Here is a 23,688-nt window from a genome sequence, read left to right on the forward strand (position 1 = left end):
ATTTTTCATAAAAACATCTAAAATCAAAATAATTAATATAGTTTACTATATTTCTACATTCAATAGCAATATCCTCCACATCTATCTATTTTTGTATAAATTATTTTTAGCAGAAAAAAATACCGAGGTTAATCCTCGGCATAAGCAATCTCTTTTCCTAAAATAAATTTGTTTATAACATGTGCCACTCCATGCTGGTCATTTGTATATGTTACATAATCGGCAATCTCTTTTATTTTAGAAAAACCATTGCCCATTGCTACTCCTAATCCTGCATTTTTAATCATATGTTCATCATTCTCTGAATCCCCTATACAAATTATTTCCTCATTTTGTATTCCTAATTCTTCCGCTATCTTTTTTATTCCTGTCCACTTATTACAGTCTTTATTAATAACTTCTAAAGCAAATTGTAATGGCTTTACTACTGTATACTTATCTGAAATCTTGACTGAAATCTTATCTAAAACATCACATTCTAACCTTTTAATATCTTTAAAACATTTATCTTGTATAATATCTTTTGGACATAATTTTTCTAAAAACTCTCTCGCCTCCATTATGACATCAATACTATCATTTATAATCGTCATTTTATATATTTCAATATCATCTCTTAATGAATTAATATCTACTATTTTCAAAGGTACATTATTAGCTATAGCATCAAATCTACTAAAAATGTCATCTTGAAAAGCTAAAATACTATCTCTGGTATATATATTTAAACTTAAATTTAACTCTTTAGTTAAGCCATAAACATATTTCAAATCATCAATACTTAAACCATTACTCTGAATAATTTTACTCATAGTATTATTCAATACTAATCCGCCAGCACATGATACCGAATAATTGTCATCATTTACTAAATTTAATTGTTTTAAATGAGAAAGCATTCCTCCAAATATACGACCAGATGCTAACACAACTTTAACACCCATATGCAAAGCCTCTTGTATTGCTTCAAAATTTTCTCTTGATATCTTATGTTCTTTATTTAACAAAGTTCCATCCATATCTAATGCCAATAGTTTATACATAGTTAAATTCATCCTCCTATTTATGTTTAAAAATTCTGTGTCACTAAATCAATTTTATAATTACTTCTCATTATATATTATCATAATTTTGTATACAATATTCATTTTTATAACCCAGACAAAATTATACTTTTTGTTAAATTATAGACAATTTTAAATATAATTTTCGTAACGGATATAAACAAAATCTACCCTATATATACTTAATCTAATAATAATTCTAATTCATTTTTAACCTTCTCAGTCTTTGTTTTTTGTGCTAACTTAATAAATAAATTATTTAGCTGCTCATGATTTAAATCTTTAATAGGTATTATACTTTTACTGGCTGCATTTTCATAAACAGAAAACTCATTAATTAAAGCTCTCAAATCACTAACATAGTCTCTAATTTCTTTTTCACTCGGTATATTCTCCTTATCATTTTGTTGAAATGCTATAGCCCATTCTTTTACAACATGCATATATGCCTCAAAAAAATCATCCGCACATCCATTTCCAGTATAATGACAATCGTTTATTGATTTAAAATTATGATATATAGAATATAATCCTATACAAGATTTAACTACATCCAAATCTTCTTCAGTTTTAATTAAAAATCTTATTTTTGTATCAATATTATCCGTCTGCTCTACTATTTGCATATTACTATATGCACTAGCTATATATTTTCTCGACAAAAAAATAACACTCTGAAAATAATTATCTATCATTCTGTTTCTATTAACAACCCCAAAAACTAAATAAACATTAATTACAACTAATACTATTAACGCTATAATTAATATTTTATTCCATCTATTTAATTTATAATTCCGCTCAAAATAATATTTTTCTAATGGTTTTTCTTCCTTATTTTTCACACTAAAAACCTCCTTAATAACATGATACTAATATTATATAATAGTTTTATCAAATGCTTTTCTTACTCTGTTAACTTCTTTAACTATATCGTCTACCCTATACTCTAATGTAATAATGGGAGTTATATCATTTTCTATTAATATTTCACTTAACAAATCTAATTCTTCATCTGAAGAAATACTATGAGAATCATTTTGCCTATTGTTCCAATGCAAATGAATATATTCAATATGAGATTTTAATCCTATAATCCATTCTTTCAAAGTTAGCTTTGAATATGCCAATGCATGTCCAATATCTAAACAAACCCTAACTTGTTCTGAATCAATATTTTCAATTAAATATAATAAGTCTTTATAATTATCGTCATACTCATTTTCAAGCAGTATAGTCAGATTAATATCATGTAACTCCTCTAATAAATCTTGCCAAAATTTTATTTGATTATTAAGTTTCATTTGCCTTATTCTCGGTACTTTTAGTAACGGATTTATTTGACTATGAAATACTACATACAAAGCCCCTAACTTTTTTGCAATTTCTATATATTGAAGATACCTATATCTTGTTACTTCAATTACTTTTTTATCTGTACTTCCTGGATTTAAATCAAATGCAGAACCGTGTAATGAAACTAGTCCTTTATATTCTTTTAATTTGTTTTGAAACTTGCTAATTAAATCTTCATATCCATCATCTAGTATATGCTGAGGAAATGTTTGAATTTCAATACCAATATCATTCTGCTGGAAAATATAAGGCTCAAATTGGTTAACATCAGTTATCATTGTTAAAATTTTAATTTTATTCATTTTTACACCTCATTCAAGCATTGTATATCTAAAAATCTTATTAAACTACAAATAATTTTAAATCTAATTTCTGCAATGAATATATAAGATATTATTTTTTATTTAACCAAAAATTTAATTACATGTTATACTTTCTCTATTTAATAATAATTCCCTTTATAATTAACTACTTTTTGCAATAAATTAATTTTTGGCATATAAAATACCGAGGATAAACCTCGGCATTTTAACATAAATTATTTTTAAATACTAATAATAATTCCTCTAATCTTCCCATATTTATTAATTACTAAACCTACATCATCACCAATAACCAAATCATTGAATTCAATATTCATTTTCTTATCATTTCTCTTTAGAATAATAACTGCATTTTTATCAAGTTCTAATAAAGGTGTTACTTCTACGCTGTTATCATCGAAATGCTGTTCAATTACAATTTGTCTATTTTCATAGTCAATCGAAGTTATCAGTCCATAAACAAACTTTTCTCCTTCTAAATAATTACATTCTGAAAAGTCTTTATAACTTTTTATAAAAACAGTTTTCGTTTCATTATCCCATTTTACTTCTTTACCTAATTTTTCGGCTACAAACCGTATCGGAACATAAACTCTATCATTATAAATAAAAGATTCTGTATCAGTTTCAATTTCACTGCCATCTACATTAATATTTATATTATCAAAGTATACTTTAATATTTTTATAAACGCCATCAGCCAAAACAACTGCTGAAAATAAAAATATAAAAATAAAAGTGAAAATAAATCCCCTGCTCAATTTCATTTCAATACCTCCATAACCCGTTTTCAGGGATTATTTCCACTTATATCTCTTACTATACATAATTATCATCTTTTTCTTTTCTTCCTAGTTTTATTGTTTTGTTTCTTATTTTTATATTTACTATTTTTCAATGTGTCTTTTCCTCTGGGTTTTATCAAACACTTCTTTGAATATCCAACTAAATCTAATCTATTAGTCCTTTTAAGTGCTTCATAAACTAAATCGTAATTTTCTGGTTTCTTAAATTGCATCAATGCCCTCTGCATTGCTTTTTCATGTGGAGATTTAGCAACATACACCTTTTTCATAGTCCTTGGATCAATTCCTGTATAATACATACAAGTAGACAGAGTTCCCGGAGTCGGGTAAAAATCTTGTACCTGCTCTGGCATATATCCCAAAGTGTTTAGATATTCTGCTAACTCAACTGCATCTTTCAATGTTGAACCGGGATGACTAGATATAAAATAAGGTACTATAAATTGTTCTTTCCCAATCTTTTTATTTATTTTATTGAAAGTATCAACAAATCTAAAATAAACTTTTTTATCAGGTTTACCCATCATAAATAGTACATGTGATGATATATGTTCAGGTGCAACTCTTAACTGCCCACTTATATGATATTTGCAAAGTTCATGGAAAAACTCTAGATCTCTATCGTAAACTAAATAATCATACCTTATACCTGATCTTATAAAAACTTTTTTAACACCTTTTATTTTTCTTAACTTCCTTAATAGTTCTAGATAGTCTCTATGGTCAATATATAGATTTTTGCATGGTTTAGGGAACAAACACTCCTTATTTTTACATACTCCATGTTTTATTTGTTTTTCACAAGCTCTATGTCTAAAATTAGCTGTTGGCCCTCCTACATCATGTATATACCCTTTAAAATCAGGTTCTTTTACAAATCTTTCTGCTTCTTTAACTATTGACTCATGACTTCTAGCTTGAACTACTCTTCCTTGATGAAATGCTAATGCACAGAAATTACAATTTCCAAAACATCCTCTACTGCTAGTCAAACTAAACTTAATCTCTTCAATTGCAGGAACCCCACCATATTTTTCGTAAACAGGATGATACGTTCTAGTATAAGGTAAATCATAAATATCATCTAATTCAAGTTGATCTAATGGCTTTGCAGGTGGATTTTGTACTATATAAATATTTCCATAAGGTTCAACTAACGTTCTACCATTTATATAATCCATATTTTGATATTGTATTTTAAAACTCTCTGCAAATTTTAATCTGCTTTTAATTATTTCTTCAAATGAAGGCAGAATAATAGGTTTATACGGCCTGCTTAAATCATTAGTTTTGTAAACAGTCCCTCTGATATAAGTTATTTCATTAATAGGAATACCACTATCTAATGCCTCTGCTATTTCAACAATCTGCCTTTCTCCCATTCCATAGATTAATAAATCTGCTTTTGCATCTAATAAAATTGAACGTCTAACCTTATCAGCCCAATAATCATAGTGGGCTAGTCGTCTAAGACTAGCCTCAATACCTCCAAGTATTATAGGTACATCTTTATATGCCTCTCTAGCTTTGTTAGCATATACTATTGTAGCTCTATCTGGCCTTAATCCTATTTTGCCACCTGGAGAATATACATCTTTTTTCCTTCTCTTTTTTGCTACTGTATAATGATTTACCATCGAATCTAAATTCCCACTCGTTATTAAAAATGCAAGTCTAGGCTTGCCTAGTTTCTTAAAGTCATCTGTACTTTTCCAAGAAGGTTGAGCTATAATTCCAACCTTATATCCATATCTTTCTAACAATCTACTTATTATTGCACTTCCAAACGAAGAATGATCTACATACGCATCTCCTGTAATTAGTATGAAATCAAGTTCAGTCCAACCCCTTTTTCTCATATCCTCTTTCGTAATAGGTAAAAATTCTTTCATAATACCATTCCTTATCTTTCAAGTATTTTTTGCAGAAACTTTCCTGTATAAGACTCTTTTACTTTACAAATCTCTTCAGGCGTTCCTTGAGCCACTATAGTTCCTCCCTTATCTCCACCTTCTGGGCCTAAATCTATTATATAATCAGCAGTTTTTATAACATCTAAATTATGTTCAATTACTAATACTGTATTTCCTGTATCAACTAACTTGTTCAATACATTTATTAATTTGTGTATATCAGCTATATGAAGTCCAGTAGTTGGCTCATCTAAAATATATAATGTCTTTCCTGTACTCCTCTTACTTAATTCTGTTGCCAGTTTGATTCTTTGCGCTTCCCCTCCTGATAATTGAGTTGAAGGCTGCCCTAATTTTATATATCCTAGTCCAACATCGTACATAGTTTTTAATTTATTCTTTATCCTTGGTATATTATCAAAAAACTCTAATGCTTCTTCAACTGTCATTTCTAATACATCAGATATCGTCTTGCCTTTATATTTAACTTCAAGAGTTTCTCTATTATACCTTTTACCTTTACATACTTCACATGGAACATATACATCAGGCAGAAAATGCATCTCTATCTTTATTATTCCATCACCCTTACAAGCCTCACATCTTCCACCCTTAACATTAAAGCTAAACCTGCCCTTTTTATAACCTCTCATTTTAGCTTCAGGAGTCATAGCAAATACGTCTCTAATAAAATCAAATACACCAGTATATGTCGCTGGATTTGATCTTGGTGTTCTTCCAATAGGAGACTGATCTATATTGATAACTTTGTCTATATGCTCTATCCCTCTTATTTCGTCATGTTTTCCTGCCTTTTGTTTACCTCTATGCAATTCTTGAGAAAGCCTTTTATATAATATTTCGTTTACTAAAGTACTCTTACCAGAACCCGATACCCCTGTAACACATACAAATACACCTAGAGGAATTTTAACATCTATGTTTTTCAAATTATGCTCTCTAGCTCCAATAACTTCTATCCATTTACCGTTTGGTTTTCTTCTAGTCTTAGGTACTTCTATTTTCTTTTTACCACTTAAATATTGTCCAGTTATTGATTTTTCACATTTTTTAATATCTTCAACAGTCCCTTGAGCAACAATTTCTCCACCATGAACTCCAGCACCTGGCCCAATATCTACAATATAATCTGCACTATACATTGTATCTTCATCATGTTCAACTACTATTAAAGTATTCCCCAAATCTGTCAAATTTCTAAGCGTTTTTAGTAATCTTTCATTATCTCTTTGATGAAGTCCTATGCTAGGTTCATCAAGAACATATAAAACTCCAACCAAACTAGAACCTATCTGTGTTGCAAGTCTTATTCTCTGTGATTCTCCTCCAGATAGAGTTCCAGCACTTCTAGATAGAGTTAAATAGTCTAATCCTACGTCTACTAAAAATTTCAACCTTTCTTTGATTTCCTTTAAAATCTGATTTGCTATATATTTCTGCCTTTCATCAAGCTCTAGTTTATCAAAAAACTCTAATGCTTGTCTAACAGATAATTCAGTAACTTCTGCTATATTTAACTCTCCAACAGTTACCGCTAAACTCTCTGGCTTTAATCTTGCACCATTACAATGAGGACAAGGATTTATACTCATATAACTTTCAATTTTTTCTCTCATATAATCTGAAACAGTCTCTTTATATCTTCGTTCAAGATTGTTAATAATACCCTCAAATGGAGCTTTATAAGTCCTTATCCCTCCGAATCTACTCTCATATTTAAAAGTAATACTTCTATTACCAGTTCCATATAGTAACTCTTTTATAAACTTTTTCGGTGCATCCTTAATCGGTGTATCCAAATCAAATCCATTATATTCGGCTATAGCCTTAAATATCTTATAATAATAGGTATCCTCTGAAGTGCTGTTAAAAGGAGCTATTGCTCCTTGATTAATGGACAAATTAGGATTAGGAATTACAAGTTCAGGATCAACTTTCTTATAACTACCCAACCCATTACAGTATGGACACATACCATAAGGACTATTAAAAGAAAACATTCTAGGTGATAATTCTTCTATACCTATTCCGCAATCTACACATGCAAATTTTTGACTAAACAGCATCTCTCTTTCATTAACAACATCTATAATAACTATACCTTCACTTAAATTTAGTGCAGTTTCTAATGAATCAGCTAATCTATTTCGAATATCATCTTTAATCTTTATCCTATCAACGACTACTTCAATTGTATGTTTTTTGTTCTTATCAAGTTTTATATCTTCATTTATATCCCTTATTTCACCATCTACTCTTACTCTAACAAATCCTTCTTTTCTGATATTTTCAAAAACCTTTTGATGCTCACCTTTTCTCCCACGTATAACAGGAGCTAAAACCTGAATTTTAGTACCATTTTCTAAATCTAAAATCTGATCGACCATCTGATCTATTGTTTGAGATGTTATGACTTTACCACATTTAGGGCAATGAGGAATTCCTATTCTAGCAAATAATAAGCGCAGATAGTCATATATTTCAGTAACAGTTCCAACTGTTGATCTAGGATTTTTGCTAGTAGTTTTTTGATCAATAGAAATTGCAGGTGAAAGTCCTTCTATATAGTCTACATCTGGTTTCTCCATTTGCCCTAAAAACTGTCTTGCATAAGCCGATAAACTCTCAACGTATCGTCTTTGTCCTTCTGCATAAATAGTATCAAATGCTAATGAAGATTTCCCTGAACCACTCAATCCTGTGAAAACTACAAATTTATTTCTAGGTATTTCTAAATCTATATTCTTTAAATTATGCTCTCTAGCTCCCTTTATAATTATTTTGTCCTTTGACATATCTTCACCTCATCTGTTAAGCTTTTCTTTTAATTCCTTAATTTTATCTCTAATTTCAGCCGCTCTTTCAAACTGCAATTCTTCAGCAGCCTTCATCATCTCTATTTCAAGTTTCTTTATCACTTCAAGTATTTCGCTGTCATTCATTTCCTTACCACTATCAAAACCGTATTTATCTTTATCTTCAGCTACTTTTGTCGCTTCTATGATATCTCTTATACCCTTTCTTATAGTTTGCGGTGTTATACCATGCTTTTTATTATACTCCATTTGTATAAATCTTCTTCTATTTGTCTCATCTATAGCTCTTTTCATAGATTTAGTAATAGTGTCAGCATACATTATAACTTTTCCTTCTGCATTTCTTGCTGCTCTACCTATTGTTTGAATCATAGATGTCTCTGATCTTAAAAATCCCTCTTTATCAGCATCTAAAATTACTACTAATGATACTTCTGGTAAATCTAAACCTTCCCTCAATAAATTTATACCAACTAAAACATCAAATTTACCAAGTCTTAAATCTCTTATTATTTCCATCCTTTCGATTGTATCTATATCTGAATGTAGATAAGTAACCTTAATACCTATTTCTTTTAGATATTGTGTTAAGTCTTCAGCCATTTTTTTTGTTAAAGTAGTTATTAAAACTCTTTGATCTTTCTCAATTCTTAAATTTATTTCCTTAACTAAATCATCAATCTGCCCATTTGTAGGTCTTACTTCAACTTCTGGATCGAGTAAGCCTGTAGGACGTATGATTTGCTCAACTATCCTTTGTGAATGCTCTAATTCATAAGGACCGGGTGTTGCACTTACATATATCACCTGATTAACAAGTTCTTCAAATTCTTCAAACTTCAATGGCCTGTTATCATAAGCAGAAGGTAATCTAAACCCATGCTCTATTAATGCTTTTTTCCTAGACTTATCCCCAGCATACATTGCTCTTATCTGAGGTATTGTAACATGGGATTCATCTATTATTATTAGAAAATCATCTGGAAAATAGTCAATAAGTGTATATGGTTTACTACCCGGCGGTCTTCCACTAATATGTCTCGAATAGTTCTCTATTCCCTGACAATATCCCATTTCTCTAAGCATTTCAATATCATACATCGTCCTCTGCTGAAGCCTTTGAGCTTCTAGAAGTTTCCCTTGTGCTTTAAACTCATTTAACCTTTCTTTGAGTTCCTCCTCAATACTCTTAATAGCCCTTTCTATTTTTTCTCTTGATGTCGCATAGTGGGATGCAGGAAATATAGAAACATGATTTCTTATACCGATTATTTCTCCTGTAAGTGCATTTACTTCTACTATTCTATCAATTTCATCTCCAAAAAACTCTATTCTAACTGCATTTTCATTTGAAGACGCCGGAAAAATTTCGACAATATCGCCTCTTACTCTAAATGTACCTCTTACAAAGTTAATATCATTTCTCTCATATTGAATATCTACTAATTTTCTTATAACTTCATCCCTATCCTTAATCATCCCAGGTCTAACCGATAAAACTAGATTTTCATAGTCAATTGGATCTCCTAATCCATAAATACACGATACACTTGCAACAATTATTACATCTCTTCTTTCAAATAATGCAGCTGTTGCTGAGTGCCTTAATTTATCTATTTCATCATTTATAGAAGCGTCTTTTTCTATATACGTATCGGTTTGGGGAACATAGGCTTCTGGCTGGTAATAATCATAATAACTAACAAAATATTCTACTGCATTTTCTGGAAAAAATTCTCTAAATTCGCTGGCTAATTGGGCTGCAAGTGTTTTATTGTGAGCAATTACTAAAGTTGGTTTTTGCACTCTTTCAATTATGTTAGCCATTGTAAAAGTCTTACCCGAACCAGTTACTCCTAATAATGTTTGATGTTTTAATTTGTTATTTATTCCATCTACCAAAGCCTCTATTGCTTTAGGCTGATCTCCTGTTGGTTTAAAATCAGATTTTATTTTAAATCGCCCCATCATTTCACCTCTATTAAATAATATCCTAATTTTCAAGAACGCTTGTTCGCTTTAATTATATATTTTTATATTTTTTAAGTCAACAGGTATTATTTTTGCCTTTTGTCAGATTACATTTAAATCTAATTTTAAAAATAAGAAGGGCTTATTTCGTATTTGTCGAATAATATAAAGTGAGATTGGAGGTTTTATTATGAAAAAAGCATTTTTAATCCTATTTGCCTGTATTACCCTAAGTGGGTGTAGCTATAAAAACGAAATAAAAATTAATAACAAAAATGAAGCCAATATAGCCGTAGAAAAGACAATAGATTTTACAATAGAAAAAACTTCTCTTACAAGAGGTTTTCAAACCATTCTACCTCAAGTAGAAATATTAAATTCTGATAATTCCCCCAAAATATTAGTGAATTTAGGAGTTGTTGAATGTTCCGACATTATTATTGATAAAATAACATCATTTAATAATGAAATAATAATTTATACAAGTCGAGTATTATCTGCTGAAAATAACGACATTGTAGTTCCTCAACTAATTATTAAATTCAATAATATGAACGTTAGCGAATTAAACAATAAATCTTTTAAAATCATCGGAACAAACTACAAACCTATTAATCTGACTTTTAATGAGAACGAAATATTAAGTAAAATTTATGCAGAACTTAAAATAACACCAAGTTCTGCACCAAAAGTATTTTTAGTAAAAGAAAATAATAAATTATTTTGGAAAATACACCTTAACAAAGTCTTTGATAAAACACTTTCTAATAATCTTTTGACTAATTTGACAATTAAAGTAGATTCTGATACAGGTCAAATTATTCATTTGGATAAAAAAATAATTTCAAAATATTGTGGAGATGGGAAAATACTAGATTTATCAAATAAATTCTTAATATACAGTGAATATAGTGCTGTTGAAAACGATGATAAACCTCATCAATATTTAAATGCATATGAATTAAAAACAAATGCATCTAATAAAATTTACTCCACTCATAACATAATAAAAACGGCTAAAATAAACGGTGATTCCAATTATGTAGCCGTTATTGAAGATGCAGGAAATTTCTCGGATTTAATATTAATAAATTTAAAAAATAATATCATTCAAAAAATCCAAAATACTGATTGCTTAAATATAGACAATATAATTTGGAAAAACAATGAACTTTATTTTTCTTGTACCAATAAGGAAAGTTCATCAATATATTTATATAACGTAAAAAATAACGAAGTAAGTAAAATTGCAGAAATAAATAAAAAAATCAGCGAATTTGATATTTATAATAATAATTTAATTTTTACAGAATTCAATGATAGTACAAAAAATTTAGATATATATTTAAAAATAAAAGATAAAATTAAAAAAGTTGCTGAAGGTTATTCAATAAAATTTATAGATAAACAGCATATAACATTCCTAAAACATGACGAAAAATATGGCAAAAACATTTTAAACGTATTAGATTTAACTAATGGAAATATAGATAGTTTAAATGATTTTGATGTTGAAAAATATTTTATTATAGATAAAAATCAAATAATATTTTTAGCAAGAAAGATAATTGATACAGAATTTAGCTTATATAGATATAATATAGACAATAAAAATTATAAAAAAATATCGGATTCTATATCAAAAAATACTTTTTATAACGGCAACATTAAACAAATTTTTATCGATGTTGACCCTTCATTCCATGATGGAATAAATAATAAAATCTATGCTATAAATTTGAAATAATAAAAAATTTAAGGAGCAGATATTCTGCTCCTATTATTTCCCTTTGAATTTTCTCTTTAATTTAATAAGTGGGCTCTCTACTTCCTTAACTACAAATGAATAAATTGGATTTCTTGGAATTGTCAAAATTCCTAGTCTTCTTATACCATAATTATAATCCATATATTCTTTAGTCTGATATTCACCGTTCCTGTCTATATATTCAATCCATATATACGTTGGATAATCCAATAAAACATATTGAATCTCATCTTTGCTATTTACCCGATTACCGTTAACAGAAATTATTATATCTCCTGATTTTAACCCAATCTTTTCTGCAATTTCATTTGGCATTACATCTAAAATCTTTACTCCAAATTCTGGACATTCAAATTTAGGTTTTCCCCTTTTTTCTTTAGCTCTACCTAACTGTATTAACCCTTCATGTACTAAAGGACCAAATAATGCAGCTATATACTTAAATACATAAACATAAGTTGATAAAACAGATAATATTATTAATAAAATACTATATATAGATAAATTCCTAGCGGATTCCTTCACTTTATTTTCAGGATAGTCGCTAATGGCCATATCTCCATATCCTAAAGCTGCAATAACTCCTATCATTACAAATGTTATATTGTTCATATCAAATAATATATTCTCTGGTCTAAATAAAGGCCACCAATTAGGCATATTTACACCATCACCATTAATCATTCCTCCAGCTGTCAATAATACTATGAAAGGGATAGGCCAAAATCTCATCATATTAAATCCGCCTACTATTTTTTGATTTCTCTCAATATATATTGGTATTTTAGTTGAATCGCCATCTACTAAAATTAAAAAACTTTCTATTAAATGTAAGATGCCAACAATGGCCATTACACTCGATACATTTACTTTTGGATAACCAAATATTAAATATGATAAAGATATAATACCTCCTGCATATGAAAAACAAATAAATCGGGGATGAATTAACATTAAAACAACTGCCAATAAAAAAATATATTTAAAGTCATTAGCCTGTATTGTAACACCTAATAAAATAATGATTAAACTTCCTAAAATTCCTCCTAATGTACCATTTATCATAGATGAAAAAATTCTTGAAAAATTTGATTCCTTATTTATACCTAATATTTTTTTTTCCATTTTGCCAATCTTTTTATACTGGAAATATAATAAAATTATTATCCCCCAATATATTGGATTTAAAAATACTTGTAATAGCGTTAAAACTAATATATATATTATTTCTATTATTTTTGTCATAAAAAACACTCCAATACAAAATATCTATTCTCATATAAATAATAACCATTAGAATAACTAATGGCTATTATTTTATTTTTGACTTAATTATTTCTATAGCTTTTTTAAGCTGAATATCCTGTTTAATATTATCTACTCCTATTCTATGGACATCTTCAGGAAGCTCAACAATTACATCTGGAGTTATTCCTATGCCATGAATATTAGTTCCATTAGGTGTAAAATATTCTGAAACTGTTAACTTAAATCCAGACCCGTCGCTTAACGGTTTTATTCTCTGAACTATTCCTTTACCAAACGTTTTAGTCCCTATTAAAATCCCCGTTTTAGTATCTTTTATAGCACCAGCTAATATCTCTGAAGCACTTGCACTACCACCATTTACAAGTAACACTAGTGGTAAACCTAATTTTTTAGAATCAGATCTTAGATACTCTCTTTCTTTATTTTTTGTTTCTGTATAGACAATAACTCCTTTCCCCATAAGCTCATCTGCTATCTGTGCACATTCACTTAACAAGCCTCCGGGATTATTTCTCAAATCTATAATTAACCCTTTCATTCCATCTTTTTTAAGTTTATTTAGATGTTTTTTAAAATCTTCATAAGTCAATTCATCAAAAGACACTATCCTAATATATCCAATCTTATTTTCTAACATTTTTGATTTTACTGTTTTTAATCTAATCTCTTCTCTAGTTATATTTAAATCAATAAATTTATTATTCCCATCTTTATCTGTTCTAAGAATAGTAATATTTACACTAGTACCCGGTTTTCCCTTCATCAATTTAACAGCATCATCCATCTTATCAGCAGTAAATTCTTTTCCATTTACTTTAACTATTTTATCACCCGTTTTTATTCCCGCTCTCTCTCCTGGAGTATCTTCTATAGGTGATACTACAGTAATTAAATTATCTTCTCCAGGAGTTACTATTACACCAATCCCCTGATAAGTCCCTTTTGTATGTTCCATAAAATCGGCAAATTCTTCTTTAGTCATATATACTGAATAAGGGTCTCCTAAAGCCTCAAACATACCTTTTAACTCACCATTTAATAAATCTTCTTCGTTTACATCTTTCAAATAATTTTCCTTAATAAAATTTTCTAGCGCCATAACTTTACTATATTTTTCATAAGTCGATACCAAATCTTCATAATAATCCTTTGTAATCACAACTTTATCCTTCACTGTAATTTGAATCATATTACTGATGAAAAAAGTAAATAAACTTGAAATTATAATAATTACGATAGCACCATAAAATGCCTTTCTTTTTGTTATCATTACTATTTCACCTCGTAAAATATTCTAGTATTTTATTTTATTAAACATATGTAAACATTATACCACCATAGCCAGTTTTTTTCAAAAAGTTAAATAAGCAAGTGAAACCACTTGCCTATTTACCTTTTACCCATGGTAATGGGTCTACTACTTTACCATTTCTCCTTACCTCAAAGTGCAAATGTGGACCAGTTGAATATCCCGTACTTCCTGCTCTAGATATAACTTGTCCCTTTTTAACGTTCTGTCCTTTTTTTACTAATAAACGAGAATTATGTGCATATAATGTTGAAATTCCTCCACCATGGTCTATCCAAACTACTTTACCATATCCTCCAAGCCATCCAGCATACTGAACAACTCCCTCATTAGCTGCTACTATTCTACCACCTAAAGGAACAGCTATATCTATACCTGTATGAAATTTCCTTTTCTTGAAAATAGGATGCATTCTATAACCAAAATATGATGTTATTCTGTAATATCCGGGTGCTGGCCATAACATCTTACCACCAGCATACTTAGCTGCTATTTGTTCTCTCCTTATTTTTTCTTCTAATTTCTTAGATATTTCAATCATTTCATCTTCTTGTTTTTCAAGTTCTTTAATATTTTTCTTTAATTCCTTCATCATACTTTCTTTTGCCCTAGTAGCAACTAATAATTGATTTTTCTTTTCTTGCATCTTCCTTTTAACGTTTTTTACCATATTAAACTGATTTTCTAAAGTTTTCTTTTTAGCCAAAATAATCTCCCGCTGTTCTTTCATGTATTTAATCATTTTTACATCATGATCTATTATCCTCTTTACCATATCTAATCTCGAGAAAAAATCACTTATACTTTTAGATTCTAAAAGTACTTCTAAATATCCAACAGTTCCATTTTTGTATATCACTCTTAATCTCGAGTTTAAAACATCATTTTTAGCCTTAATATTATTTTCAGCTTGCAAAAGCTCATTCTTCGTAATCTCAATGTTCGCATTAAGTTCTTTTAACTGATTTTCTACTTCTTGCAGCTCTCTATCAGCTTTATCAATCTGATTATCTAACTTCTTTATTTCTTTTGATACTCTACTATATTCATCTTTATTTTGTTTCAATTCTTCTCTTATTTTCTCTAATCCTTTATTGAGCTCTTGTAATTTCTTCTTATCTTCGCTAGATCCGTAAACAAAAGATACGTTTATCAGCAGAATAATAATCAACAGAAATGATATTTTTCTTTTGCAGCCCAATAGCATGTCCCCCCTTTTTATACTCTAAGGAACTTCCTTAAAGATATAATACTGCCTAAAACACCTATTCCGATTCCAATTGCAGTAAACATAATTATTATGTCATCAAGTATTTCATAGTACGGAATCATATATACTGTAAATAATACATATAATCTTTCATTAACAACTAAAAATAAATATTTGTAACCAAAACTAACTATTAATATAGCTAAAATCGAACCAATAGCCCCAAGAAAAATACCTTCAAGAATAAACGGCCCTCTTATATATCCGTTTGTAGCCCCTATATATTTCATAATGCTTATCTCTCTTCTCCTAGCTGCTACGGTAAGCTTTACTGTATTAGAAATTATAAATATCGACACCAAAATCAATATACTGATGACTGCAAGTCCACCAGCTCTTACAAAATTCGATATAGCCATCATTTTTTCAACAATATCTTTATAATATCTTATATCTTCAATTCCTGTTAAACCATTTATACGATTAACTACATCTTCTGTATATTTGATATCTTTAAGCTGTATTATATATGAATTTGGTAGAGGATTCTTTTCCAATCCCTCAAATAAATACGCTTTGTCGCCCCATTCTTTTTTAAATATTTCCAAAGCCTGTTCTTTAGACTGATATATAACAGCTAACACTCCATCTAGTTCTCTTAACTTTTCTCCAATATTCTCAATCTGTTCTTCATTTATACCATCTTCTAAATAAACTTGTATTTCATCAAATTGTTCTTTTGCCATACCGGTTAAGTTATTTATATTTAACACAATCACCAATATAATTCCTAGAATAATCAATACCGACATAACAGAGCCAATAGATGCTAAACTCATCATTCGATTTCTCCACATACCAACAAAGCCCTGTTTAATAATATTTTTAAATAGTCTAAACTTCATAATCGTACACACCCTTCAACTCGTCTCTTACAACTCTTCCTTTTTCTAGTGCTATAACTCTTCTTCTCATAGCATTTACTATATCTCTTGCATGGGTGGCCATAAGGACTGTTGTTCCCCTTCTATTTATCTCTTTTAATAATCTCATAATTTCCCATGCTGTGTCAGGATCAAGATTGCCCGTAGGTTCGTCTGCAATTAAAACCGTTGGTCTATTAACTAGAGCTCTCGCTATCGAAACTCTCTGCTGTTCACCCCCAGATAATTGGTCTGGATAACTATGAGCTTTATTGCTCAATCCTACCATACTTAACATCATAGGTACCTGTCTTCTTATTTCTTTTGATGAACTCCCTATTATTTCCATAGCGAATGCTACATTTTCATAAACCGTTTTATTTTTTAATAATCTAAAATCCTGAAATACTACACCTATATTTCTCCTAATATAAGGTATTCTTCTATTTTTAACCTTTGTAATATCCATATCATTAAGATATATCTTACCATCAGTGGGGTCTTCTTCTTTTAAAAGCAATTTTATTAATGTCGATTTACCAGCACCACTTGAACCAACTATAAAAACAAATTCACCTTTATCTATATGAATATTTATATTTGACAATGCCTTTACACCATTACCATATACCTTACTAACATTTATAAAATCTATCACATTTTACCACTCCAGTCCTTTTCTTACGTTCTCAGTAATTCAATTCGACATAATACTCATATTTCCTTCATAATTTTTATTCCAAATATAGGCAAGTAGTATCAATTTATTTATTCAAAGTTTTATATATCAACAACAATAGATAAAATTCTAAAGCATCATCAAAATTTCTTAAATTAAATCCTGTATCTTTTTGTATCTTATCTAACCTATATATCAATGTATTTCTATGAATATATAACTTTCTCGCAGTTTCACTAATATTTAAATTGCATTTTAAAAAATACATCGCAGTTTTAATTTCATCAGAACTTAACCTCTGTATACCATATTTCAAAGTTTCATCATAAATACTTAATAGTGCTTTTTCATTCACTTGAGATAATATCTTATATACTGTAAGTTTTTCATAATAATATATGTTTTCCGGAATATTAAACTTATGTCCTAATAACAAAGCAGTTCTGCTTTCTTGATAAGCCTTTTTTATATTAAGAGGGGAAGTAATAGAACTTACTCCAATTCCAACTTTTCTTAAAAGTTCTGTTTCAATGGCATTTACGATTTGTATTAAAACTTCCGTAATTTCTCCGGTATTTTGAATAACCATCCCAAATAATTCTTCATTTAATTTACAAAATACAACATTTTTACCTACTATGTTTTTAATAATTGTATCAATATCTGAATTTTCTATTCCATCATAACTTTTTATAACTGCTACCACTAGCCATTTATTTAATTCTATTCCAACACTTTTTAAAATTTTTTTCGTCCTTTGTTCATCTAAATCCTCAAGAAACAAACTTTTAACAGCTTCATTCTGTTTTTTAGTATCACTCCCAATTATATCCTCTAAAATTATTTTTATTAAAGCCTTTTCTCTATCCGTCAATTTAATATCATGCCTTACAAATAAATAATATTCTTCATTATCTAACATAAAACTACATATATGTTCTACATTATCTGACAAAATTCCTTTTTTGTCTCCTTCATTAACTAACAGTACTCTTTCTCCAATAATTTTACTTATTTTGTTTAATATTTGTTCAATTCTCTGTCTTGTTAACATAATATCACCTATTTTATATTATAAAATATTTTTAGACATAAAAAAGCAGAAGAAACTCTCTTCATCTAATTTCTTCTGCTTTTTTCTCCAATATCCTTCATTTTTCTTATAATCCATAGGAAATTAAAAACTTTTTTGAAAAGTGGATAATTTAAAATATAATTTCCGTAATGGATTTCAACAAAATCTTCCTATAATCTATTTAAATCGAAGATTTTGTTCATTTAATAACAATTTAACTCTATAATATTGAAACCTCTGTATCTTTATCAAATAAATGTATTCTATTTTTGTCTAATGCTAATTCAATTATATCTCCTATTCTCGCTTTGCTTCTTGAATCCACCCTTGCTATTGCATTATTACCTTCTATGTTTATATATAGATAAGTTTCTGAACCCATCATTTCTGTTACCTCTACTTTAGCCTTAACAACACTATCTCTAGAAGCTTCAATAAATACCTTTTCATCATGAAGGTCTTCAGGTCTTATACCCATTATCACTTTCTTTCCAAAATATCCTTTTTGTTTAACAATTTTAGCTTTTCCTTCCGGTAATCTTATTTTTACATTATCAAATACTAAATTACAATTATTAACATCGTCTCCCTCTATAACAACATCAATAAAATTCATCTGCGGACTACCTATAAATCCAGCAACAAACATGTTAGCAGGTTTTTCATATACTTCTTGTGGAGTCGCAGCTTGCTGAATGACTCCGTCTTTCATAACAACTATTCTATCACCCATTGTCATTGCTTCTGTTTGGTCATGAGTAACATATATAAATGTAGTTTGAAGCCTTTTATGAAGTTTAATAATCTCAGTTCTTGTTTGTACTCTTAATTTTGCATCTAAGTTTGATAATGGCTCGTCCATTAAAAACACTTTAGGCTCCCTTACTATAGCTCTACCTAAAGCAACCCTCTGTCTTTGTCCACCAGATAGAGCTTTTGGTTTTCTATCAAGTAGTTTTTCTATTCCTAAAATTCTAGCAGCTTCTTTAACTTTTCTATCTATTTCTGCTTTAGGAACTTTTCTAAGTTTCAATCCGAATGCCATATTATCATATACAGTCATATGAGGGTATAACGCATAGTTTTGGAACACCATTGCAATATCTCTATCTTTTGGTGGTACATCATTAACCAATTTATCTCCAATATAAAGTTCACCTTTAGAAATCTCCTCAAGTCCTGCAACCATTCTTAATGTTGTCGATTTACCACATCCTGAAGGTCCTACTAAAACTATAAATTCCTTATCTTTTATCTCAAGATTGAAATCGTTTACAGCTGTAACATTACCAGGATATATTTTATATATATGCTTAAAAGTTAAACTCGCCATTTAAATGCCCCCTTTTAAAAATTCTTTATATTTCATATATAAGTTTATATGAATTGATTATTTAATTCTATTGGTATAATTAACAAAAATTACTGATAAATTTAAACAATTTGCACAATAGATATGGTATAGTTATAATAGGTATTAAATTTAAAATTGAAAATGTAAAATGTAAAATTAATTTGGTATTCGTATTTCGCTGTTAATAAATAAAAAGCTAAAAGCGAAAGACGAGTAGCAAAAAAGAATATAGAGGTGAATTTCATGAATAAAAATGAATTAAGGAAAAAAATACTTAACAAAAGAAAAGAACTTTCTAACGAAGCTGTAATCTCTTTAAGCAATAAAATAATAGATTTATTAATAAATACAACATTTTATAAAAACGCTAATTACATTATGACTTATATTGATTTTAGAAATGAAGTAAAAACAGAAAGACTAATCAAAAAATCTTTAGAAATAGGCAAAAAAATTATAATCCCTATAAGTTTAACAAAATCCAGAAAATTACTTCTTTCAGAATTAAAAGATTATGATAATGAACTTACAATTGGTACATATGGCATATTAGAACCCAAAAAAGAGTTCATAAAAGAAGTCTCTGCAGAGATTTTAGATTTAATTATCGTTCCAGGAGTCGTATTTGATAAAAGAGGATATAGAATAGGCTACGGCGGAGGATATTATGATCGTTTTCTACTTAACATAGATAAATCGGTACCAAAAGTAGCTCTAGCATTTGACTTTCAAGTTGTTGAAAAGATAGATGAAGAAAAACATGATATCCCTGTAGATTATATAATAACTGAAAAAGGTATTATTAAAAAGGCTAACAGCTAACAGCCATCAGCTATTAGCCTTTTATTCTCTTCTTCGACAACCACTCTATATTTTACAATACATCTTCAAAATCTCTACTTTATGGGTTGTGTGCGACCTTAAGTACAGCTTCTAATAAAAAAACTTAAGTTTCTTTAATTATTCCTTTTTCTTGGAAAATGTAGAATGCTGTATATTTCTTCTAAATCTATTCCCTCATAAGTAGATACACGTTTTACTACTCTCCCCGATTTTATAAAAATAAATTTTGAACCTATATACCTTACAAAATCTAAAATGTGACTTGAAATCACAATTATACACCCTCTATCTTTAGCCTTTTTTATTTCATTTTTTAAAGAAATAATTCCTTTAGTATCTAACCCATTTGTCGGTTCATCTAAAATAATTAAACTTGGATATCCAAGTAGTGCTACTATTATCCCTATCTTTTTCTTCATCCCCATTGATAATTTTTTTATAATTTCATCTCTGTATTTCCATAAATCAAATTCAAAAAGCAGTCTTTTTATCTCTTCTTCGAAATTAATAATTTCCTTCATTACAGCTACAAATCTCAAGAAACTGTATACTGTTAATCTATCGTAGACAAATACATTTTCAGGCAAATATCCTATTTTAAATTTTGCATTTACATCAACGGTTGGAATATCATCAATAGTACATATACCGCTATCACTTTTCATTACTCCAGCCAATATTTTTATTATAGTTGTTTTACCTGCTCCATTAGGCCCTATTAAACAAATAACCTCTCCTCTATTAGCACTTAAATTAAAATCTTGTATTCCTCTATCGCTTTCATATATCTTTGATACCTCTTTAACTTCTAACATATTATTCCTCCACTCTATACCAGTTATTTTTCCCCTTCCTCATTCCAAAATAAATAACAAAAAAGATAATAATCGGGAAAGCTATGATTAATATAGTAGAAAGTAGCATTGGAATATCTGTTTTATGGTGTATATTGGGATAGAAAAATGATAATACGCTACAATAGTACATAGCTATGATGAAAGAAATTATAAGAATGGAAATTATACCGATTATAAAATGCACTATGCTAATTTTGCCCATTAAAGTTTCTAATATTAGAAATATAATTGGTATACAGCAAGATAATACTACTAAACTACAAATCTTTGAGCTTATAAATGTTCTATATTTTATAGGCAACATTTTATATAAATTTGAGTTTTCTGCTTCAATTTTATATAATTCTTGTGAGAAAAGCATGTTAAATAAAATATATATGCATATTAATATCAGATTTTTTATAAAATCTATCTTATGAACATTTATAATCACTAAAGAAAATATCAGAATAAATATAACCTGTATTATTTTATAGTCTAGTCTTTGAATCAATATTAATATGTCTTTCAACACAAATTCAATAATTTTGTTATTATGCTTATTAAGTCTTTTATATATGAACTCATCTGTAAATCTAATTTTATATATCTTAAATCTATTTCTGCCAATATAACATTGCTGTATATATCTTCTTCTACACCAAAAAATTACATTAAATGCAACTACTAAAAATAGACTTATCTGCATAATATTAAAATCAAATAAAAATCGCTTTAAAGTTTGCATCTCTTTTATTTTCCCTATTTTATATAATCCTTCAATTATAATTTCTTTAGTATCTAAAACAGCTAAAATAGAATTAAAATCAGTCCATAAATATTTGATAAAAAATATGATACATATAAATATTCCTACATTCTTCATTTTGATTAATATTTTACTCCTGTTGATATAATAGAGCCATACTAATCCAAACATTATTAAAAAAAAGAAAAGACTAGCTATTATACTTTTAAATATACCAAGCCCTTTTTCAAAATTTAATATAATATATGAGCTTGATATAATGATAAAAGCTACTTTTTCCTTCAATAAGGATATTAAAACTAATTGCTCTTCTTTAAAACCTATACTTCTCAAAAATAAAAATTCTTCACTATTGATAAACTTCAATATATCATTCCGAATAAATATAAGTGATATTAATATATAAATATATGTCATTGAATTGTATATTAAATAATAATCAGCCTTATAATTTTGTATCAATATGAAAAATATTTTTTGACCCATTAAATTTGCTAGAATAATTAAAATTAAATATATCAGTAAAAAACTAATTCCAATACTACTTAACTTTTTATAATTCCATATTTTTTTTAAATCTTTTATCATCTTAAACACCACTCTATTCATAGTTTCTTTTATATCATGTACATAAATGAATTTATTATTATATTCAATATACATCTATTTATATTATTTATACTTATATTGAATTTTTTTATCATTTTTAAAACTTTATAACCATCTGTTGTTATTCCAAAAAATGTAATTGGTATAAGTGAAAATATTGGTAAGAACAAAAAACCTATTATTAAAATTTTAATATAACTATAAAAATATACCGCATTAATGTTAAGAAATAGTAGTATAATAATCGCAATAATAATATTTAATATACCTATCACCAATGACATAACAGGTCCTGCTAATGAAATATACAGAATATCATTATTACTAAACTTCCCTTTAAAATAGACTGATACACCAATTCCTAAAACTACAATTTTTTTTATTGATATAACATTAAACACCAAAGCCTTTACCTCTTCTTTCCTACCTTGAATTATTAATATAGCAGCATGAAATGTTTCCTCTAAAGCAAGCGAAATAGGGAATAATATCAACAGTATTCCTATATTTGTGACTAAATGAGGATTTAAAATTATTAATTTGGAATTTTTGTTAATTATTAATATTATTCCATATATTAGATATAACGGAATAGCTATATACCTAATTATATTTACATAAATCGTCATATATAATTTTATAAAATTTTCTTTATTTTTATCAGGTATTTCTATTTTTACTATTTCCATGTTCGCCTCCTTATCAAAAGCTATCTTAAGTTGGTTTTATTGTTTTTTTACATTTATATTGCTTTTAAAGTAAAAATATGATTTA

At 28.1% G+C, this 23,688-nt stretch carries 19 protein-coding genes; 2 read left to right on the top strand and 17 right to left on the bottom strand.

What is annotated here, in order from left to right; translation table 11 throughout:
- Positions 1 to 128: 128 nt before the first annotated feature.
- The 7 genes from BUB51_RS00265 to uvrB all read right to left on the bottom strand — a co-directional run bounded on the left by BUB51_RS00265 (position 129) and on the right by uvrB (position 10,267).
- Entirely contained in the window at positions 129 to 1,043 is a 915-nt protein-coding gene (locus BUB51_RS00265) for a Cof-type HAD-IIB family hydrolase (RefSeq protein WP_073194477.1), read from the bottom strand.
- Positions 1,044 to 1,246: 203 nt separating this feature from the next.
- A complete protein-coding gene (locus BUB51_RS00270) occupies positions 1,247 to 1,909 on the bottom strand; it encodes a hypothetical protein (RefSeq protein WP_073194427.1) in 663 nt (220 codons plus the stop codon).
- A gap of 33 nt (positions 1,910 to 1,942) precedes the next feature.
- Positions 1,943 to 2,722, bottom strand: a complete 780-nt coding sequence (locus BUB51_RS00275; protein WP_073194429.1) for a sugar phosphate isomerase/epimerase family protein — start codon at positions 2,720 to 2,722, stop codon at positions 1,943 to 1,945.
- A 242-nt stretch (positions 2,723 to 2,964) separates the two neighbouring features.
- Positions 2,965 to 3,510, bottom strand: coding sequence for a copper amine oxidase N-terminal domain-containing protein (locus tag BUB51_RS00280; RefSeq protein WP_073194432.1), 546 nt, complete (start codon positions 3,508 to 3,510; stop codon positions 2,965 to 2,967).
- A 65-nt stretch (positions 3,511 to 3,575) separates the two neighbouring features.
- Positions 3,576 to 5,441: a YgiQ family radical SAM protein gene (locus BUB51_RS00285; RefSeq protein ID WP_200791862.1), complete on the bottom strand. Its 1,866-nt coding sequence runs from the start codon at positions 5,439 to 5,441 to the stop codon at positions 3,576 to 3,578.
- Between the two features lie 11 nt (positions 5,442 to 5,452).
- Positions 5,453 to 8,278 carry an excinuclease ABC subunit UvrA gene (uvrA, locus tag BUB51_RS00290; protein WP_073194437.1) on the bottom strand — a complete coding sequence of 942 codons (2,826 nt, stop codon included), beginning with the start codon at positions 8,276 to 8,278 and terminating at the stop codon, positions 5,453 to 5,455.
- A gap of 9 nt (positions 8,279 to 8,287) precedes the next feature.
- Positions 8,288 to 10,267: an excinuclease ABC subunit UvrB gene (uvrB, locus tag BUB51_RS00295; protein WP_073194439.1), complete on the bottom strand. Its 1,980-nt coding sequence runs from the start codon at positions 10,265 to 10,267 to the stop codon at positions 8,288 to 8,290.
- Between the two features lie 193 nt (positions 10,268 to 10,460).
- Between uvrB and BUB51_RS00300 the strand changes: the two genes are divergently transcribed.
- Positions 10,461 to 12,017, top strand: a complete 1,557-nt coding sequence (locus tag BUB51_RS00300) for a hypothetical protein (RefSeq protein ID WP_073194441.1) — start codon at positions 10,461 to 10,463, stop codon at positions 12,015 to 12,017.
- A 33-nt stretch (positions 12,018 to 12,050) separates the two neighbouring features.
- On the opposite strand, the gene BUB51_RS00305 is transcribed toward BUB51_RS00300, so the two are convergent.
- The 7 genes from BUB51_RS00305 to BUB51_RS00335 form a co-directional block, all read right to left on the bottom strand.
- Entirely contained in the window at positions 12,051 to 13,283 is a 1,233-nt protein-coding gene (locus tag BUB51_RS00305; protein WP_073194443.1) for a PDZ domain-containing protein, read from the bottom strand.
- Positions 13,284 to 13,350: 67 nt separating this feature from the next.
- On the bottom strand, positions 13,351 to 14,577 hold the full coding sequence (locus BUB51_RS00310; protein ID WP_083599445.1) for a S41 family peptidase: 1,227 nt from the start codon (positions 14,575 to 14,577) through the stop codon (positions 13,351 to 13,353).
- Positions 14,578 to 14,692: 115 nt separating this feature from the next.
- Positions 14,693 to 15,823: a murein hydrolase activator EnvC family protein gene (locus tag BUB51_RS00315; protein WP_073194445.1), complete on the bottom strand. Its 1,131-nt coding sequence runs from the start codon at positions 15,821 to 15,823 to the stop codon at positions 14,693 to 14,695.
- An 11-nt stretch (positions 15,824 to 15,834) separates the two neighbouring features.
- Positions 15,835 to 16,731, bottom strand: a complete 897-nt coding sequence (ftsX, locus tag BUB51_RS00320) for a permease-like cell division protein FtsX (RefSeq protein WP_073194448.1) — start codon at positions 16,729 to 16,731, stop codon at positions 15,835 to 15,837.
- Positions 16,721 to 17,407, bottom strand: a complete 687-nt coding sequence (gene ftsE / locus BUB51_RS00325) for a cell division ATP-binding protein FtsE (protein WP_035163617.1) — start codon at positions 17,405 to 17,407, stop codon at positions 16,721 to 16,723. Before ftsE ends, ftsX begins: the two co-directional genes overlap by 11 nt.
- A gap of 106 nt (positions 17,408 to 17,513) precedes the next feature.
- Complete coding sequence (locus BUB51_RS00330; protein WP_073194451.1) at positions 17,514 to 18,482, bottom strand: PucR family transcriptional regulator; 969 nt, start codon at positions 18,480 to 18,482, stop codon at positions 17,514 to 17,516.
- A 241-nt stretch (positions 18,483 to 18,723) separates the two neighbouring features.
- Positions 18,724 to 19,836 carry an ABC transporter ATP-binding protein gene (locus BUB51_RS00335; RefSeq protein ID WP_073194453.1) on the bottom strand — a complete coding sequence of 371 codons (1,113 nt, stop codon included), beginning with the start codon at positions 19,834 to 19,836 and terminating at the stop codon, positions 18,724 to 18,726.
- 264 nt (positions 19,837 to 20,100) lie between these two features.
- On the opposite strand from BUB51_RS00335, the gene BUB51_RS00340 reads away from it, so the two are divergent.
- On the top strand, positions 20,101 to 20,679 hold the full coding sequence (locus BUB51_RS00340) for a 5-formyltetrahydrofolate cyclo-ligase (protein ID WP_073194455.1): 579 nt from the start codon (positions 20,101 to 20,103) through the stop codon (positions 20,677 to 20,679).
- 134 nt (positions 20,680 to 20,813) lie between these two features.
- On the opposite strand, the gene BUB51_RS00345 is transcribed toward BUB51_RS00340, so the two are convergent.
- From BUB51_RS00345 to BUB51_RS00355, 3 genes are read right to left on the bottom strand one after another with little or no spacing between them, the layout of a single operon-like run.
- Positions 20,814 to 21,515, bottom strand: a complete 702-nt coding sequence (locus BUB51_RS00345; RefSeq protein WP_073194458.1) for an ABC transporter ATP-binding protein — start codon at positions 21,513 to 21,515, stop codon at positions 20,814 to 20,816.
- Between the two features lies 1 nt (position 21,516).
- Complete coding sequence (locus BUB51_RS00350; protein WP_143153523.1) at positions 21,517 to 22,893, bottom strand: hypothetical protein; 1,377 nt, start codon at positions 22,891 to 22,893, stop codon at positions 21,517 to 21,519.
- A 29-nt stretch (positions 22,894 to 22,922) separates the two neighbouring features.
- Entirely contained in the window at positions 22,923 to 23,603 is a 681-nt protein-coding gene (locus tag BUB51_RS00355; RefSeq protein ID WP_073194461.1) for a hypothetical protein, read from the bottom strand.
- Positions 23,604 to 23,688: the final 85 nt, after the last annotated feature.

Origin of the sequence: Caloranaerobacter azorensis DSM 13643, from assembly GCF_900129995.1 — a bacterium.
Classification (GTDB): Bacteria; Bacillota; Clostridia; order Tissierellales; family Thermohalobacteraceae; genus Caloranaerobacter; species Caloranaerobacter azorensis.